The sequence below is a fragment of the Bartonella sp. ML69XJBT genome (assembly GCF_028618515.1).
GTDB lineage: Bacteria > Pseudomonadota > Alphaproteobacteria > Rhizobiales > Rhizobiaceae > Bartonella.
On record NZ_JAQITB010000011.1, the window covers coordinates 1 to 17,520 of the forward strand.

General features: G+C 37.4%; 12 protein-coding genes and 1 tRNA gene. 5 read left to right on the top strand and 8 right to left on the bottom strand.

The annotated features are described in order from the left end of the window. Positions 1-563: 563 nt before the first annotated feature. The 5 genes from glmS to PVV68_RS05030 all read right to left on the bottom strand — a co-directional run bounded on the left by glmS (position 564) and on the right by PVV68_RS05030 (position 6,099). Positions 564-2,387, bottom strand: a complete 1,824-nt coding sequence (gene glmS, locus PVV68_RS05010; protein WP_273720902.1) for a glutamine--fructose-6-phosphate transaminase (isomerizing) — start codon at positions 2,385-2,387, stop codon at positions 564-566. Positions 2,388-2,531: 144 nt separating this feature from the next. Beyond that, positions 2,532-3,881 carry a bifunctional UDP-N-acetylglucosamine diphosphorylase/glucosamine-1-phosphate N-acetyltransferase GlmU gene (glmU, locus tag PVV68_RS05015; RefSeq protein ID WP_273720901.1) on the bottom strand — a complete coding sequence of 450 codons (1,350 nt, stop codon included), beginning with the start codon at positions 3,879-3,881 and terminating at the stop codon, positions 2,532-2,534. A gap of 14 nt (positions 3,882-3,895) precedes the next feature. Continuing rightward, positions 3,896-4,684: a cytochrome c biogenesis CcdA family protein gene (locus tag PVV68_RS05020; RefSeq protein WP_273720900.1), complete on the bottom strand. Its 789-nt coding sequence runs from the start codon at positions 4,682-4,684 to the stop codon at positions 3,896-3,898. Positions 4,685-4,736: 52 nt separating this feature from the next. Then, positions 4,737-5,714: a carboxypeptidase regulatory-like domain-containing protein gene (locus PVV68_RS05025; protein ID WP_273720899.1), complete on the bottom strand. Its 978-nt coding sequence runs from the start codon at positions 5,712-5,714 to the stop codon at positions 4,737-4,739. 61 nt (positions 5,715-5,775) lie between these two features. Beyond that, a complete protein-coding gene (locus PVV68_RS05030; RefSeq protein WP_273720898.1) occupies positions 5,776-6,099 on the bottom strand; it encodes an iron-sulfur cluster assembly accessory protein in 324 nt (107 codons plus the stop codon). Positions 6,100-6,199: 100 nt separating this feature from the next. On the opposite strand from PVV68_RS05030, the gene PVV68_RS05035 reads away from it, so the two are divergent. From PVV68_RS05035 to PVV68_RS05045, 3 genes are all read left to right on the top strand, one after another. Continuing rightward, positions 6,200-7,396, top strand: a complete 1,197-nt coding sequence (locus PVV68_RS05035; RefSeq protein ID WP_273720897.1) for a deoxyguanosinetriphosphate triphosphohydrolase — start codon at positions 6,200-6,202, stop codon at positions 7,394-7,396. Between the two features lie 31 nt (positions 7,397-7,427). Next, positions 7,428-9,185, top strand: coding sequence for an arginine--tRNA ligase (gene argS, locus PVV68_RS05040; RefSeq protein ID WP_273720896.1), 1,758 nt, complete (start codon positions 7,428-7,430; stop codon positions 9,183-9,185). A 145-nt stretch (positions 9,186-9,330) separates the two neighbouring features. Next, on the top strand, positions 9,331-11,859 hold the full coding sequence (locus PVV68_RS05045) for an SPOR domain-containing protein (RefSeq protein WP_273720895.1): 2,529 nt from the start codon (positions 9,331-9,333) through the stop codon (positions 11,857-11,859). 191 nt (positions 11,860-12,050) lie between these two features. Here PVV68_RS05045 and PVV68_RS05050 read toward each other — a convergent pair whose 3' ends face one another. Next, a complete protein-coding gene (locus PVV68_RS05050) occupies positions 12,051-12,320 on the bottom strand; it encodes a hypothetical protein (RefSeq protein WP_273720894.1) in 270 nt (89 codons plus the stop codon). A 297-nt stretch (positions 12,321-12,617) separates the two neighbouring features. Here PVV68_RS05050 and PVV68_RS05055 point away from each other — a divergent pair, with 297 nt between their 5' ends. Further along, entirely contained in the window at positions 12,618-13,724 is a 1,107-nt protein-coding gene (locus tag PVV68_RS05055) for a branched-chain amino acid aminotransferase (RefSeq protein WP_273720893.1), read from the top strand. A 126-nt stretch (positions 13,725-13,850) separates the two neighbouring features. Here the strand turns inward: PVV68_RS05055 and glpX are convergent, their stop codons facing one another. Beyond that, on the bottom strand, positions 13,851-14,837 hold the full coding sequence (gene glpX, locus PVV68_RS05060) for a class II fructose-bisphosphatase (RefSeq protein ID WP_273720892.1): 987 nt from the start codon (positions 14,835-14,837) through the stop codon (positions 13,851-13,853). Between the two features lie 155 nt (positions 14,838-14,992). Continuing rightward, complete coding sequence (locus PVV68_RS05065) at positions 14,993-16,303, bottom strand: homoserine dehydrogenase (protein ID WP_273720891.1); 1,311 nt, start codon at positions 16,301-16,303, stop codon at positions 14,993-14,995. A gap of 1,059 nt (positions 16,304-17,362) precedes the next feature. Between PVV68_RS05065 and PVV68_RS05070 the strand changes: the two genes are divergently transcribed. Next, positions 17,363-17,437 (top strand) — tRNA-Glu (locus tag PVV68_RS05070). Positions 17,438-17,520 lie beyond the last annotated feature (83 nt).

Consider the following 17,520-nt stretch of genomic DNA (forward strand, 5'->3'; position numbering starts at 1 on the left):
GCATGCGATTTTTGAATGATAAAAACGTATCATAAAATTTATGAACTGTTATGAATGATAACTGCTTTTCATTTCATTTGAATGCACATATGCGTTATAATATTTACATCATGATTTGCTTTTTATGGTCTATTCATACATGGCAATCTTATATAAAAAATGGTCAAATGAATCACGTATAAAAGTGTGGATTCTTAAGTGGATTCATATAAAATAATTTCATTCAACATATTGACTTTATTGTGTTTTTTGATATTATTCCGATTAAAGGTCATAAGCGCAAAGGAGGTAGCTGCTTCAACAGCTTTATCACGATACCATCCACGGACGCTATCACAAAAATGGGCTGAAAAGCATTGAAAAACTTTTTTTAATAAGTACGCAAATACTCAACACATTGGCGTTCTGTTTTACGTGAGGCGCATACCACCATTAAAGAACGTGAGAAACAAAAGCGTGAAACAATACCTCATCTCTATTCTGTAAAAAATAAATACCACTCTTAAGTAATCTTTTGTATTCTTAAAATTATTCCTGCAAAATCTCAAAATACAAAATCATTTTTACTCAACAGTGACTGATTTTGCTAAATTACGCGGTTGATCCACATCTGTTCCTAACAAAACAGCTGTATGGTAAGCAATTAACTGAATAGGTAAAGCATAAATAATAGGTGTAATAAATTCTGGAATATCAGGTAAAATAATCGTTGATAAAGTATCAAGATGAACTGCTTCTGCCCCTCTCTTATCCGTGATCAAAATAATACGGCCATTGCGTGCTGCCACTTCTTGCATGTTAGAAACAGTCTTTTCAAACCACCGATCATAAGGTGCAACAACAATCACTGGGATTGTCTCATCCACCAACGCAATTGGTCCATGTTTTAATTCACCCGCGGCATAACCTTCAGCATGAATATAAGAAAGCTCTTTCAGTTTAAGCGCCCCCTCTAAAGCAATAGGATAAGAAGTCCCTCGCCCAAGATACAAGACACCTTTTGCATGCGCTAAATCACGACAAATATGTTCAATCTTATCCTCCAGCTTTAAGACCTCATTAAAAATACGTGGAATTTCTGCCAATTGTTGAACAAACTGATGCTCCGCCTCCTCTGAGAGATATCCCCGTTGCTTTGCAGCCCCAAGCGCTATTGCAGCAAGCGTTGTTAACTGACAGGTAAAAGCTTTTGTTGAAGCAACACCAATTTCTGGTCCAGCGCGCGTTGGTAGAATAAAATCAGCCTCTCTTGCCATTGTCGATTGCTCAACATTCACAATTGTCGCGGTTTTTACACCACGTTCACGACAATAACGCAAAGAAGCCAATGTATCAGCTGTTTCACCAGATTGAGAAACAAATATCGATAATACATCACAAGTGAGAGGGGGTTCACGATAACGAAACTCCGAAGCGACATCATTATCAACACTTAAAGCAGCAAGTTTTTCAAACCAATAACGCGCAACTAAAGTTGAATAATAAGCCGTTCCACAGCTTGCAAAAACGATCCGATTAATATTTTTCCAATCAATTGAATTCTCAAGTGGGCGAACCGTATGGTTTACAAGGTCAAGATAATGCGCTAAATTATGAGAGATCACTTCAGGTTGTTCAAACATTTCCTTATGCATGAAATGTCGATGATTACCCTTAGAAACCAATAAATTTCCGTCAAACAATGTTGTCATAGGACGTTTTACCGATCGGTTATCCGTATCGTAAATTGTTACCCCCTCTCGTGTCAAAACAGCCCAATCACCATCTTCCATATAACTAATACGATTGACGAATGGTGCCAAAGCAATGGCATCCGATCCAACAAAAAATTCATCTTTTCCGTAGCCAATTGCCAATGGTGGTCCACAACGAGCAGCAATCATAAGATTGTCTTCACCCTCAAAAATAACAGCAAGTGCAAAAGCACCTTGCAATCTTTTCCAGCTTGTACGCATGGCTTCTTGTGGAGAAAGACCACTGTTTAATGCACGCGTAATTAAATGTGCAATAACCTCCGTATCTGTTTCTGTTTCAAAGCTATAACCATCTGCAATAAGTTCCTTTTGTAATTCTACAAAATTTTCAATAATACCATTATGAACAATCGCCAACCGTTCAGTTACATGAGGATGAGCATTCCGCTCTACAGCAACTCCATGGGTCGCCCAACGTGTATGGCCAATTCCTAAATTTCCTTCTAAAGGTGTTTTTTTTAATTTTTCTTCTAAATGAACAAGCTTACCTTCAGCGCGTATGCGATAAAGCCTCCCCTTATGAACTGTTGCGACCCCCGAAGAATCATAGCCTCTATACTCAAGACGTTTTAAACCATCAACTAAAGAGGATGTAACACATCTGTTTCCAAGAATTCCGATAATCCCACACATTAAAAAAAAAGCTCCAACTCACATCTGAGTTTTATATAATCTCATAAAACAATCAAACTATCTTTATTTCAAACTTTAAGATCTAAAATAAGCCTCCTACAAAATTCCAGATCATCCCCAAATAACGAAAGAGACTGAAAATGATCACTTTTTCTGTTTATCTGCTAATAAACGCGCACGCAGTTTCGTTGCATAATCCTTTTTCGTCACTTGTCGTGCACGCCCAAAAGCCATACTATTCATAGGAACATTTTCAGTAATAACACTTCCTGAAGCAATGTATGAACCATTCCCTATTATTAAGGGGGCAACAAGTGCTGAATTAGACCCAACGAAAGCATGATTACCAATCGTGGTTTTATATTTATGAACGCCATCATAATTACAAGTAATCGTACCAGCTCCAATATTGCTATGTGTACCAATTTCTGCATCGCCCACATAACTCAAATGATTAATTTTAGAGAATTCTCCTACCCGAGCTTTTTTGACTTCACAAAAATTTCCAACCTTTACTGACCGTGCTAACTCTGTTCCAGGACGTAAACGTGCATAGGGCCCAATCTGCGCATTCATACCAACCACCGCTCCCTCTAGATAACTAAATGCATGAATAACCGCACCAGATTGTACTCTCACCCCTAACCCAAAATAAACATTTGGCTCAATGACAACGCCAGGTTCAATCTCTGTATCATAAGAAAAATAAACGGTCTCTGGTTTAAGAATTGTCACACCAGACAACATGAGACCACGTACTTTACGCTTTTGCCACAAAGCATCAGCTTCAGAAAGTTCAAAACAGTTATTAATCCCTAAAATATTTTCAAAAGGCACTTCAACGATACGAATATCTAATCCTTCACGCGCGGCAATAGAAACAATATCCGTGAGATAATATTCTTGCTTCGCATTGTTATTACCAACCTGACCTAAAAGAGAAAGAGCATGCTTTCCCTGAAGAGCAAAAATTCCACCATTACAAAAAGAGAGCTTTTTTTCTTCATCGCTGGCATCTTTTTCTTCTACGATCGCGATAAGTTTACCATTTTTCTCAACAAGACGCCCATATCCTGTTGGCTCTAGAGCATGAAAACCAGCCACAACCACATCTGCTCCACCAGCAAGTTGTGCACGAATTTGTTGCAATGAATTTTGCTCAATCAAAGGGGTATCAGCAAAAACAATAAGCACATCATCAACCCCTTTCTGCAAAGCTGCACGAGCAGAAAGAGCAGCATGAGCAGTTCCCAAACGCTCTTCTTGTTCAAAAATCATTGCATTTTTTGCAAAGGACTGAACAATTTCCGTGACATCTTTAGCACCAAATCCTACAACGACAGCTAATTGCGAAGTCCCTGCCGCTTCTATTTGTTTGATGACATGGCATATAAGAGGCAATCCAGCAATTTTATGCAATACTTTAGGAAGAGACGATTTCATCCGCGTCCCTTCACCTGCTGCAAGGATAATAGAAAGACAATTTCTAACCATAAAAACACATAAAACTAACGAGAAAATCCAAAAAAACTTGTAATATTGTCCCAACGAAGAGCTTCAACATGACTCAAGGAAGGATAATGTTCCAAAAGCCAGAAGGAAAGATCTTGCATAGAACCTGTTAAAAATAAAATGCCGCTAACAACCAAAAAAATACCAATAACTTTTTCAACTTTTCCTAAATGAATACGAAAAGCTCTTAAAAATCTCATAAAATTGCTGGAAAAGAGAGCTGCTAAAATAAAAGGTACTCCAAGACCTAATGCGTAAACTCCCAAAAGAAGTGCTCCCTCACCTACAGTCTCTTTTGTCCCAGCCAAAGTTATGACAGGTCCCAAAATTGGACCAATACATGGTGTCCAACCAAATGCAAAAGCTAAACCAATAACATAAGCACCTAAAGAACCAGCAGGCGTTCCTCGTGTTTGAAAACGTGCTTCACGAAATAAAAAAGCAATCTTGAAAAGACCCAAAAAATTTAAACCCAAAATGATAATGATAACTCCAGCAGCAAGTGCAAACCAATCTCGGTAATAACCGATAAACTTACCAATTGTGCTTGCACTGGCACCTAAAGCAATAAAAACCGTTGTAAAACCGAGTACAAAAGCAACAACAGAGGATAAAAGCCCCCATCGTATAAACGTTTTCTTCTGATGCTTTTCTGAACGAAAATCATCAATACCAATCCCTGCCATATAGCATAAATAAGGAGGAACTAATGGCAAAACACATGGTGATAAAAAAGACAATGCACCAGCAAAAAAAACACCAACTGTTGAAATTTCTACCACCAAAACCCTCTACCTGTCTCTCATTATCCTTTATGCGATAAACCGCTCTTAGCTGTTAATCTATTTCCTCATCGATTCGTTGCATATTTTGTGCATTTGCTACCACACTTATCTCCTCATCATGGCCAGAAACAACAGAAAAAGCTTTCTGGTAAATTTTATCTTGATTTTTAGCAATCGCAATATATTCCCCCTCAGCTAATACAAGTGAAACATACGCGCCAACTGTCTCATAAACAATATCACCAGAATCATTGGTAATAGACCAACTTGTATCTGCAAGCGCTTCGCCTCCTTCTTGCCGTACCAACTTTAAAATAATTTGAGCAGCTTGATGTTCAAGAGTGACTTCTGTAATTTTACCTGCATCGACTTGGACATCAGAACGAACAGTAGCATTAATAGAACCATAATGGGAAGCAACATGATAACGGCCAGCTTTCAAACGCACAATTGATTGAGCACTAATATTTGATAAAATAACGCCAGTTTCATCATTTTCTTTTTCATCCTCATAAAGAGTAAAACGCAATTCCTTTTCATTGATTGCACCATTGAGCAGTGTAGCATTAAAAATAATACCACCAGCATCAAGGACAAAATTCTTCACAAGATTTTGTCTACTTTCTAAATCTACATGCTGTACTGCACTCACGTGACCAAATGAAAGGTGAACAAGATAGCTCCCTGGTTCTAAATCAAAACGCGCACTCCCCCCCTTATAAGTTGCAATGAGTGGTAATTTATTATCAATCCCTAAGATGGGCGCATAAACCCGCCATATGAGCCCTTTTACGATATCTTCATTGCTATTTTTTAATCGAGCATGCAAAATAAGCTGGCTTTGAGCAACAAAATTTTCTTTATTTTCTTTTTCATGATCTGCTTCATAATCTGAAGATTTTATCATAAAGCTTTTTAATTGCGTCTGCTGGTGATCTTCTCCTTCTTTAGAAAAGGCGCAATAGCTCCAAATCAATAAGCCAAACACCACGCACAACCACCGGCTCAATCTTTTTGTAAAAATACCCATTTTCACATTGTTGACCAAAGTGTTCATTTTTTCAAGAAACAATATCACAAAATCATCACTCTCAAATTGAAAAACTCACACCACACCCACACGATGCAACAGCATTGGGATTGTGAATTTGAAAAGACTGTCCCATAAGATCGTCAACAAAATCAATCTCAGCCCCTTCCATAAAGGGAAGGGATAATGAATCAATAAAGACGACAGCTCCATCTTTTTTGAGAACGAGATCATTCTCACACATTTCAGAAACCAAACTATATTTATAAGAAAAACCCGAACACCCACCGCCTTCAACGCAAATACGTAATCCTATTTTATCGGGTTCACTCAAAAGTATCTGAGCAATTTGCTTGGCAGCAACATCTGAAATATTCACACGCATTCTGTATATCCTTGCATTAAACTATCAAGAAAGAGTATTGTTAACTAAAGAGAAGTTAATAAACCAACCTCAATTTTAAGATGAGAATGGACAGCTTGCAATGGATATAAGTAATATTAATTACCAAACTCGAGCGGTCTATAGTACCAATCCGCAAACAAGCCGTGGAAGATTATTTTATGAGACTATGAATACCGTACGGTCACCTTTTCAACGAGATAGAGATCGCATAATTCATTCTAATGCATTTCGACGCCTCAAACACAAAACACAAGTGTTTATCGCTGATGAAAGTGATCATTATCGTACACGGCTGACGCATTCAATAGAGGTTTCTCAAATCGCACGAACATTAGCCCGTGCACTTTGTCTTGATGAAGATCTTGCCGAAGCCATTGCCCTTGTTCACGACTTTGGGCATACGCCTTTCGGTCATGCAGGAGAAGATGCCCTCAATGAAGCAATGGCACCTTATGGCGGGTTTGACCATAATGCACAAGCATTACGCATTGTCACAAAGCTAGAACAACGCTACGCAAATTTTGATGGACTTAACCTGACATGGGAAACACTCGAAGGACTTGTAAAACATAACGGTCCCCTTTTAGGTCCTTATGCAAACCAAAAAGAAGTTCCTATCGATATTCTACAATACAATGCAAAGCAAGATCTTGAGCTTGACTGTTTCGCTGGACTCGAAGCACAATGTGCTGCTATTGCTGATGATATTGCTTATAATGCGCATGATATTGATGATGGGCTACGTTCACAATTTTTAACACTTGATCAATTCGAACAAGTTTCATTAACAGCAAAATTATTAAAAGACATCACAGACGAACATCCACAGCTCGATCAAGCTCGTCGTGGTTACGCACTGGTACGAAGACAAATAACAACCATGGTTGAAGATGTCATAAAACAATCACAAGAAAACCTAGCACAAATCAACCCCACAAGCAGCAATGATGTTCACCACGCAAAACAAACCATTGTTACCTTTTCCCCCACAATGGCCATTTATGAAAAAGAACTCAAAGATTTCCTGTTTAAAAATCTTTATTACCATGATCAAGTTCTTAGTCGTCGTAATGCAGCAAAATGCATTGTCCAAAAATTATTCGACTCTTATTATAAAAAACCAGAGAACCTGCCTGAAAATTGGTGCAAAAAAACAGCGCACTTAACAAATCATGAGTTAGCACGTCACATTGCGGACTTTCTGTCAGGTATGACCGATCCCTATGCTCTACGTGAATATCACCGTTTATTTGACTATACAGATAATTTCATTTAACTGCTTTTGAATACCATGATGGAAGTTGAATATGAATGTCTTTAAAAACTTCGAGAAAAAAATTAAAAAATCACTTGAGTTATCTGATATAAAAGGAAAAAATGGAGAAGATTTAGATTTATCAAAAATCACTGTTGATCCTCCACGCGATTCTTCCCATGGTCATTTATCAACCAATGCGGCTATGGTGCTTGCCAAGCCTATTGGATTAAATCCTCGGATACTTGCAGAAAAAATTATCAATCTTTTAAAAAATGACCCCTCTATTGAGCATATTGATGTTGCTGGCCCTGGTTTTATCAATATAAAGCTGACCAAATCATTTTGGCAAGATATTATAAAATCGATGCTTGAATTAGGTCTTTCCTATGGTCGTATCTCTATGGGGCAAGGAAAACGTATCAATGTTGAGTATGTATCAGCAAATCCAACGGGACCAATGCATGTGGGACATTGCCGCGGTGCTGTTGTTGGAGATGTTCTCTCCAATTTGCTGCAATTTGCCGGCTATGATATTACAAAAGAATATTATATAAATGATGCTGGTCAACAAATCGAAATACTCGCTCACTCTGTGCTCTTGCGCTATCGCGAAGCTCTTGGAGAAAAAATCAATGAAATTCCAGAAGGTCTCTATCCTGGTGAATATTTGATACCCTTAGGACAAGCACTTTCGCAAGAATTTGGTGACCAACTGCTTACTATGGACAAAGAGAAAGCTTTATCTATCGTAAAAGAACGTGCCATTCATGCAATGATGTCAATGATTCGCGAAGATTTAGCAGCCCTTAATATTTATCACGATATTTTTTTCTCAGAGCGAATGCTTTACGCAGATGATGCGCGTGCTATTCGTAATACGATTAATGACCTCACCTTAAACGGTTATATCTACAAAGGCAAACTCCCACCACCCAAAGGGCAAACTATAGAAGACTGGGAACCAAGCGAACAAACTTTGTTCCGTTCAACAGATGTAGGAGATGACCAAGATCGTGTCTTAATTAAATCTGATGGTTCTTACACTTATTTTGCTGCAGATGTTGCGTATTTTCATGATAAGTTCAATCGTCATTTTGATGAAATGATTTATATTTTAGGGGCTGATCACGCTGGTTATGTAAAGCGGTTAGAAGCGATGGCAAAAGCAATTTCTAGCGATAAAGCAAAATTGAGTGTTTTCTTATGCCAATTAGTCAAGCTCTTTCGCAATGGTCAACCTGTACGCATGTCAAAAAGAGCGGGATCATTTGTCACTTTGCGTGACGTTGTAGAAGAAGTCGGCCGCGATCCAGTCCGTTTTATGATGTTATATCGCAAATGTGAAGCCCCTCTTGATTTTGATTTTGCAAAAGTAACAGAACAATCAAAAGATAACCCTATCTTTTACGTGCAATATGCAAATGCACGCTGTCATTCTGTCCTTCGTCAAGCACAAGAAATTCTTCGTATTGAAAATCTTCCAAATGATACAATAATCACGCACCTTAACCGATTAACAGACGATAATGAAATATCCTTAATACGCAAATTGTCTGAATATCCACGTATCATTGAACAGTCGGTCATTCATAAAGAACCACATCGATTGGCATTTTATCTCTATGATCTGGCTTCTAGCTTTCATACCCATTGGAACAAAGGAAGTGATAATCTGAATTTACGCTTTATTCAGCCTGATGATAAGGAACTATCGCTTGCCAGATTGGGCTTAGTACAAGCTGTCATAAATATTTTATCATCAGGACTTACAATTATAGGAGTCGAAGCCCCAATAGAAATGCGTTGAAAAAGTTCTATAATTACATAAAATAGGTACTTTATTAATAAACTTTTTCGTATATTTTGATAAAGAGGGGAAAATTGTAATTAAATAACAAATCAAAATTAACCATTTATTGCACGCAGATGCAGATCATCATGTGAGAAAAGCTATGAGCGATAACGATCGCAAGAATCCACACGAAATGAAACAAGATCATGAACATCATGATCCTTTAGAGAGACTTACGCGAATTTTTAATCCGCGCAAACAAAGCGAAAGTCAAAATGATCACTCTTCTATACAGACTGATCAAGCGATGTCTCCTTCCTCTAAAGCTCCATCCCCCCCTGAAATTTCATCCTATGATGATTTTGATTTGTCCTTCCTAGAAGTGGAACTTGAAAATAATTTAACAAACGACTTATCCTGTAATGATCAAAAGAAGAAATGGGATTTACATACAGTCGGCGGTGAATCAACCCCAGATGTTGCCTCAACTTCTTCTTTCAAGCATTTAGAAAGAAGGAGCTTTTTACCTAAAGGAGAAAACTCTTTACCTATGAATCATGATGAAGAGCAGATTTTAGATGCGCTTTCTCCGTTACCTATCCCCCAAAATCAATCACCTCAAAAGAGAACTACTTCTTTTGAAAAAAGTGATCTTAGTGCACAATCAAAGGATTCCTTTTTTGACGAAGCGGATAAATACGCTAACAAGGAAATTGCAACAGGGCACATCGAACACATTGATCGCTTTTCATCAACAATTTCGCAGCAAGAAAATCAGAAAAATACTAGAAGCGTACAACAAAATGATGATAACAATCAAAAGTTCTACGATACTTCTGTGCAACATCCCTATAAATTTTCGGCTAATGAAAAAAATCGAGTTCAAGAATATCGTACTGATGTCTCTCCCCCTTCTACAGACGTATTTTTTTCCTCTTCTCATCTTATTGCAGAGAAAGAAGATACTGGAAGAAATGAGACAATGCAAAACTTCTCATCACCCTCAGATGCTGCAACACAGATAAACAAACATTCTGATTTAGAAGACTCTCCCCAAGAGCACCATACAACTAATTCCCCCAAGTTTTATGAAGAAGAGTTTTTACAACAAGAAACTTATGCTGAAAAAAATCAAAAATATAATGATACTCAAACCGAATATATCAATGCTGCTGAAAATATCTCTGAGCAAAGCAGTAAAAAAGAAAGTCCCTATAATCAAAATAATTTAAAGGATAGACGCTCCTCATCGGAGACTTTTGCAACAAACCAAACGGATAGTTTCTTTGCTCATAACTATACGCATAAAAACACTCCTCCTCCAGATGTCGATACTTATAAATTTGCAGAGGAGCTCGTAGAAAAAACTGGACCCATTATGGTGCCTGAGGTTCCCTATGAAGCTCCAGAATATGACATACCGACGGATAGTTTAAAAGAAGAATTTGCTGATGTCCTCAATATCGGACATGTTTCAGAAGAAAATTTTTCGCGGCAGCAACAACAAAATGAAATTTTCAATGAAATCTTTCATCAAACCATGCAAAATCCAAGAGAAGATGCATATACAAATTCTCAAAATCAAAATTCCAACTCTTTTCCCACTGACAATATGGAGTATAGTTCCTCCTCTTTTACTGAGAGTCCATCATACAAAGGTGTAGATGAAACTTCGACTTATGCATCAGCTCCTCCTCCTGTAAAAAGTTTTATTGTTGGTAAAACTCTTGTCAAAAGTGCTCTTCTTTTTATTTTAATAGCTATTGGTTTTGTTGGTTATTCTCATTTTTTTACGCCATCAGAAAAAAATGAAGGAGTCCCTATTATCCATGCTGACAATACACCTTTCAAATTCAAACAAGAATCAACTGAAACGAAAGATGATGTTGCTCATAATTTAGATATTTATAAACAAACAACTGGGCAAAATGAAAAACAAGAAAATACACAAAAATTCCTTATTGATAATTCTGAACAGCCTGAAGACTTAGCGGAAGTAAACCAACAAGACACGACAGATTCTTTATCTCCTTATTTTGCTGAAACCGATGTCGACGACGCAGTAAACGAAGCCATCAATCACACCATTCCAACAAGAGAAGTACAAACTGTTATCGTAAACCACGACGGCACGATTGTATTAGCACCAAGAAATCTCACAGAAAGAAAAATCACAGATGAAATAAAAGAAACGAGTGATCAAACGACAGTAGAGCAATTTCAAAATTTGTCTCCTGTTGCTTCGCATGAGTCCGATATAAATAACAAAGAAACAGAAGATAAAGTTACCAGTGATATTGATGCAATAATAGCGGAAAATGCTCCTCATTCTGATATTGAAGAAAAATTTATACCAGTGCCTTCACATGCAGAGAAAAATTCACAGTTACAGACACATGCTGCTTCTCACCCGACACTATCAAAGCAAATAAGCATACAAAATTCAGAGAATTATTACGTCCAGCTTGCATCCCAACCAACCCATGAACTAGCTAGGAATTCATTGAAAAAAATGAAGTCTAAATTTGGATCCCTTATCGGCGTTCGTCCTGTAAATATTCAATCTGCTCTCATACCAGGAAAAGGAACCTATTATCGTGTTCGGATTCAAACACAAAACCGAAATGATGCCATAAGCCTTTGTGAAAATATCAAAAATTATGGAGGAAGTTGCTTCATCACACGGTAAATAAAACAGTGCAACGGTTTTTATTTAAACCCGTTGCAGTGTTTATATTTAGAGCAATTAATTTATCGACCAACTTCAGAAGTTAAAATCTATCTGATCAATTTTTCCATAGATTATAGGTCATTTTATTCTTTAACCCATGTTGGTTTAGTTTCCTCTTAAGGATTTTTTTCATGAGATAAAGATAGTCCTTAATCCCTATAGGTATAAGGTACTGGAGTTGTTGGATTTAAATCTTTTTTCGGAGTTGTTATTGTTTGGCTTGATTCTGTCGTATTATAGTGAGATACATGTTCAGGGGACTTTTCAAAAAAAGATCCTAAAAAACCGAAAATAAACCAGAGTAAAAAAAGCGCTAGAAGAATGGCAAGAATACCTTTACCAATTGCATTACGCTGTTCACGCTCTTTCTGTTCTTCAGCGATACGTTCCTCGTATGTATGGTAATTTCTATTAATCATGGTAAATTCCTTTTCTAAACTCCCCTACCTTCAAGTTATAAGATATGCATATATGAAATTATTCAAACACTTTTTAGAAAACGACCAATATGTATAAAGGTTCCTGATGATTTGATTAAATTGAGAAGGAAAATATAAAACAGCAACAAAACATCTCTCAATAGCCCTTCTTTTAATTTTATAATAAGGCATTGACACAACTGATTTGCTAATAATAGAGTGCTATATTAGAAGAACTTCTTTATTTTTATAATACAAAACACCTAGAAATAAAGTATATCGCAAAAGGTTTTACTTATGAACTCTCCTACATCATCAATCCCGTTTAAAATAGAAAAACATCCATCACCTTTCTCAGATGAAGAACGTGAGCGTATTCTTAAAGAGCCAGGTTTTGGGCAATTTTTTACAGATCACATATGTACCATCCAATGGACTAACACCAAAGGTTGGCATAACGCTGTTATTTCTCCATACAAACCTTTAGAAATTAGCCCAGCAAGTGCTGTTTTGCATTATGCGCAAGAAATTTTTGAAGGTTTAAAAGCATATCGCGCAAAAGATGGGCGTATTTTATTGTTTCGCCCTGATGCCAATGCAAAGCGCTTCATAGAATCAGCAAAACGCTTAGCTATGCCTGAATTGCCAGAGGATATTTTTTTAGATGCTGTTCATCGATTGGTAAGAATTGATCAAAAATGGGTTTCTGGAAATCCAAATGCTAGCCTCTACATACGTCCATTCATGTTTGGCAATGAGAGCTTTTTGGGCGTTCGCCCTTCTGAAGAATATCTTTTCTGTATCATAGCATCTCCCGTTGAATCATATTTCAAAGGAGAAGAAAAATCTGTGAGCGTATGGATTGAAACAGATTATAGCCGTGCTGGTCTTGGTGGAACAGGTGCAGCAAAATGTGGAGGTAACTATGCAGCAAGCTTACTTGCACAAAAAATCGCAACTGAAAATAATTGCAGCCAAGTACTTTTTCTTGACATGATTGAACATAAGTGGATTGAAGAGCTTGGTGGTATGAATGCTTGCTTTATTATGGCAGATAATACACTTGTGACACCTGCACTTAGTGGCACTATCCTTCCAGGAATAACACGTCATTCAATTTTACTGTTGGCTCAACAAATGGGACTAACGATAGAAGAACGTCCTTATTCTTTTGAAGCCCTTAAAGAAGATGCACGAAGTGGCCATCTTAAAGAGGCTTTTGCTTGTGGTACGGCAGCCGTTATTACATCAATTGGTCATTTCAAATATAAAGGCGGTGAATTTGTTATCGGAGATGGAATGATTGGTGAGATAACAAAACAACTTCGTACACAGCTCGTTGACCTTCAAAAAGGTAATAGAGAAGATAAAAATGGCTGGGTACATTCTGTCAAGCTCTCATAATAAGAATAAAAAGGTCTCTCTAATTACAACTGTCAATATTTCCCATGAGAGTGGATTTCTTAGAAACCTCATGGGAGCATACGTTCTCAAAAGATATTTTTTAAGAGCTACAGCCAAAAGACGTGGTTAATCAAACTTTGAATAATCCCTATGCTGTGCTTTAATATTACGAATTGTTCCCGTATGTGAACGCATTACAAGAGTATCCGTCTGAATATAACGAGAAGTAAATTTAACACCAGAAAGCATATTGCCGTCCGTTACACCTGTTGCAGAAAACAACACGTCACCCTTTACCATTTCTTCCATTGTGTAAACTTTATTGGGGTTATCGATCCCCATTTTGGCTGCACGTACGACTTTTTCGTCTGTATCAAGCAGCAAACACCCTTGCATCTGTCCACCAATACAGCGTAAAGCTGCAGCAGCTAAAACGCCCTCTGGTGCTCCACCAATCCCCATATAGATATCAATACCCGTTTCCTCTGGATCAGTTGTATCAATAACAGCTGCAACATCTCCATCACCAATTAAACGAATTGATGCGCCCGTTGCTCGCACTTCATCAATCAGTTTTGTATGGCGAGGACGATCCATAATACAAACGGTAATCTGATTAACGCTCACGCCCCGAGCCCTAGCAAGAGCGTGAATATTATCAGCAGGATGCGCATCTATATCAACAATACCCCTTGGATAACCAGGACCAATAGCAATTTTTTTCATATAAACATCAGGAGCATAAAGAAGGTTACCCTTTTCAGCAATAGCAACCACCGCTAAAGAATTAGGAAGATTTTTTGCACAAATTGTCGTTCCTTCAAGTGGATCAAGTGCAATATCAATTGCCAGTCCGTTTTGTAAACCTACTTTCTCTCCAATATACAACATAGGAGCTTCATCGCGTTCACCTTCGCCAATAACCACTGTACCATCAATAGGCAACCGATTAAGTTCCTGACGCATGGCATCCACAGCAGCTTGATCAGCAGCCTTTTCATCACCACGTCCACGCCAGCGTGCCGCAGCAACAGCAGCACGTTCAGTTACGCGTACCAATTCAAGGGTTAAAATACGATCAAGCCCATTTAAAATTTTCTGAGTTGCTAGCATATAAAAAATCCTACTGAAAAAGCATTACAACAGATACTAGCATTTATTGCTAAATATCTAAATATAAAGAAGAACGCTTTTGGCAAAGATGCACACTTTCCACAAGAGAAAAAGCACTCCAGCCTTTGTTGCTCACCATAAACAAATTATCAGTTCTATGCTATAGGCTCAATACGAATAAATTGAGATTTTGCAACAAGATGTCCATCTTTTTCAATTGCAGCAAGTGCTTTCCGTACATTCACTTCCGTTGTCTCATGCGTTATTAAGATGATTGTTTTGAGCATCTGGCTTTCTATAAAAGGCCTTTGAACAATCGACTCTAATGAAATGTAATTATCAGCCATATGCTTTGCAACCGCTGCAAAAACCCCAGCACGATCATGAACATTTAAACGAATAAAATAACCACCTGCATGATGAGAAATACGCGCTTTTTTGTGAGGAGCAAGCCTCAATGCTGGACTTCTTAAAACAGGTGCATACTGAAAACCAGGACGTGCTTTGGCTATATCAGCTAAATCACCAATAACCGCTGATGCTGTTGCCACTCCCCCAGCACCGGGACCAGAAAACAATAATTCACCTAATAAATCACTTTGAATAGAAAGAGCATTCGTCACACCGTGAATCTGCGCAATCATTGATGATGTTGGCACCATTGTTGGATGCACACGTTGTTCAATTCCAGTATCAGTCTTTAATGCAACTCCTAAAAGCTTAATCCGATACCCCAATTCATCAGCCGCACGGATATCAATCTGCGAAATATTGCTAATTCCTTCAACATAAACATCATCTAATGAAACCGTCGTTCCAAATGCCAAACTTGTCAATAAAGCTAACTTATGAGCAGTATCATGACCTCCAATATCGAAAGTGGGATCCGCTTCAGCATAACCAAGCCTCTGTGCATCTTCCAAACAATCTTTAAATGAAAGACCTTCTGTAAACATGCGCGTTAATATATAATTGCATGTACCATTAAGAATGCCATAAATCCGCGATATATGATTACCAACAAGTGATTCTCTCATCGCTTTAATGACAGGAATTCCTCCTGCAACGGCGGCTTCAAAATGAAGGAACACACCTTTCTTTTCTGCACTAACAGCAAGTTCCCCGCCGTGTTTGGCGAGAAGCGCTTTATTAGCAGTAACAACATGATGTCCCACCTCAAGGGCCTTGTTAACAGCTGTATACACAACATCTAATTCGCCACCAATAAGCTCAACAAAAACATCAATCTCATGAGAAGCAGCCATTTCTACAGGTGAATCAAACCATTTTACATCACTCAAATCAATGCCACGGTTACGGTCTTTATCACGTGCACTAACTGCAACAATTTTGATTGCACGTCCACATTGGTCAGCCAAACTATTGGCTTTTTCACGTAAAATTCGAATAACTGAACTACCAACAGTACCAAGACCCGCAATGCCAATCCTTAAAGCCTCTCTCATTATCTAACTGCTTATCCCTATCTTCTCTAAAAAATATTTAAATAACCTGCTAACCAATCCAAATAACACTTATAACCAGTATAATCTAAAGAAGTCCCCCGTTCTATTTAAACCAATTTTTACCCTCGTACAACACCACCACTCACGTAATCAAAATTCCTAAAACACCAACATTTTTTTTCAAAAATTAAGAATCTCTATAAAATGACTGATTCAAATATTGGATATTGCATGGCGCATAAAAATTTTAATTACGCCCCCATATTTCTTTATATATTTTTCAATGGATTGGTCACAAACACTCTTATGGAAATATCCCATATTCTCAACAGGATTTTACATTGCATAAAACTTATAATTCATCCATTTTCAATAGAAAAACATACCCGCTAGTCTAACATTTTTTTTAATATATTCCATGTAAACTATTGCAAACATTCTCAATGGAAACTGTTAAATCTATAGATGCAGATTTTATTAACAAATTATATCAAAAAATAGTTTTATTCTAAAATAACAAAATCTTATTCATAAAAACTAAACTCAATAAACAAAGCATAAAGCAAAAAATCTAAAGATAAATAACGCTCGGTGAAAAAACTTAAGTTATGAAAAACGAAAAAGATGAATATAATACAATAGAAGTGGATACTACATATCCTGCTAGTGTCTTATAATTTGAACGTCTATTCCTACATTCAAACGTCTTCATAAGTCTTATCTCAACACAAGAACCATACGCTTGGCTTATATATAACGTAATCCTCAAATATTGGCTAACTATGAGCACACCGACCTAATTTAATTTCTCCACGCACAGAAACCTCCAAACAAAAAGATTTTAAATATAGGAAAGAGCAAGAAGCAGTAAACTCTTATCTCTTCCAAAAATCTCCTCATTTAACCGCATAGAGTAAACAGAGAGAAAAATGATTATTTATTCCACTTTTCAGAGAAGCATAGCAAAAAATAATCTCATAAAATATGTTTTTTTCAAAAAAATCACGGAGAGGGCTTGCGAATTAAAAAGATCCTCTCTATAAGCCTCATCATTGGTCTGCGCCCATCGTCTAGCGGTTAGGACGCCGCCCTTTCACGGCGGAAACAGGGGTTCGATTCCCCTTGGGCGTACCATACTCTCTTTTTTATAAAATAACATATTGATTTCTCACATCTTTTTTAAGGATTAGGGGAGCTAAAATAAAGATGCGGGAATA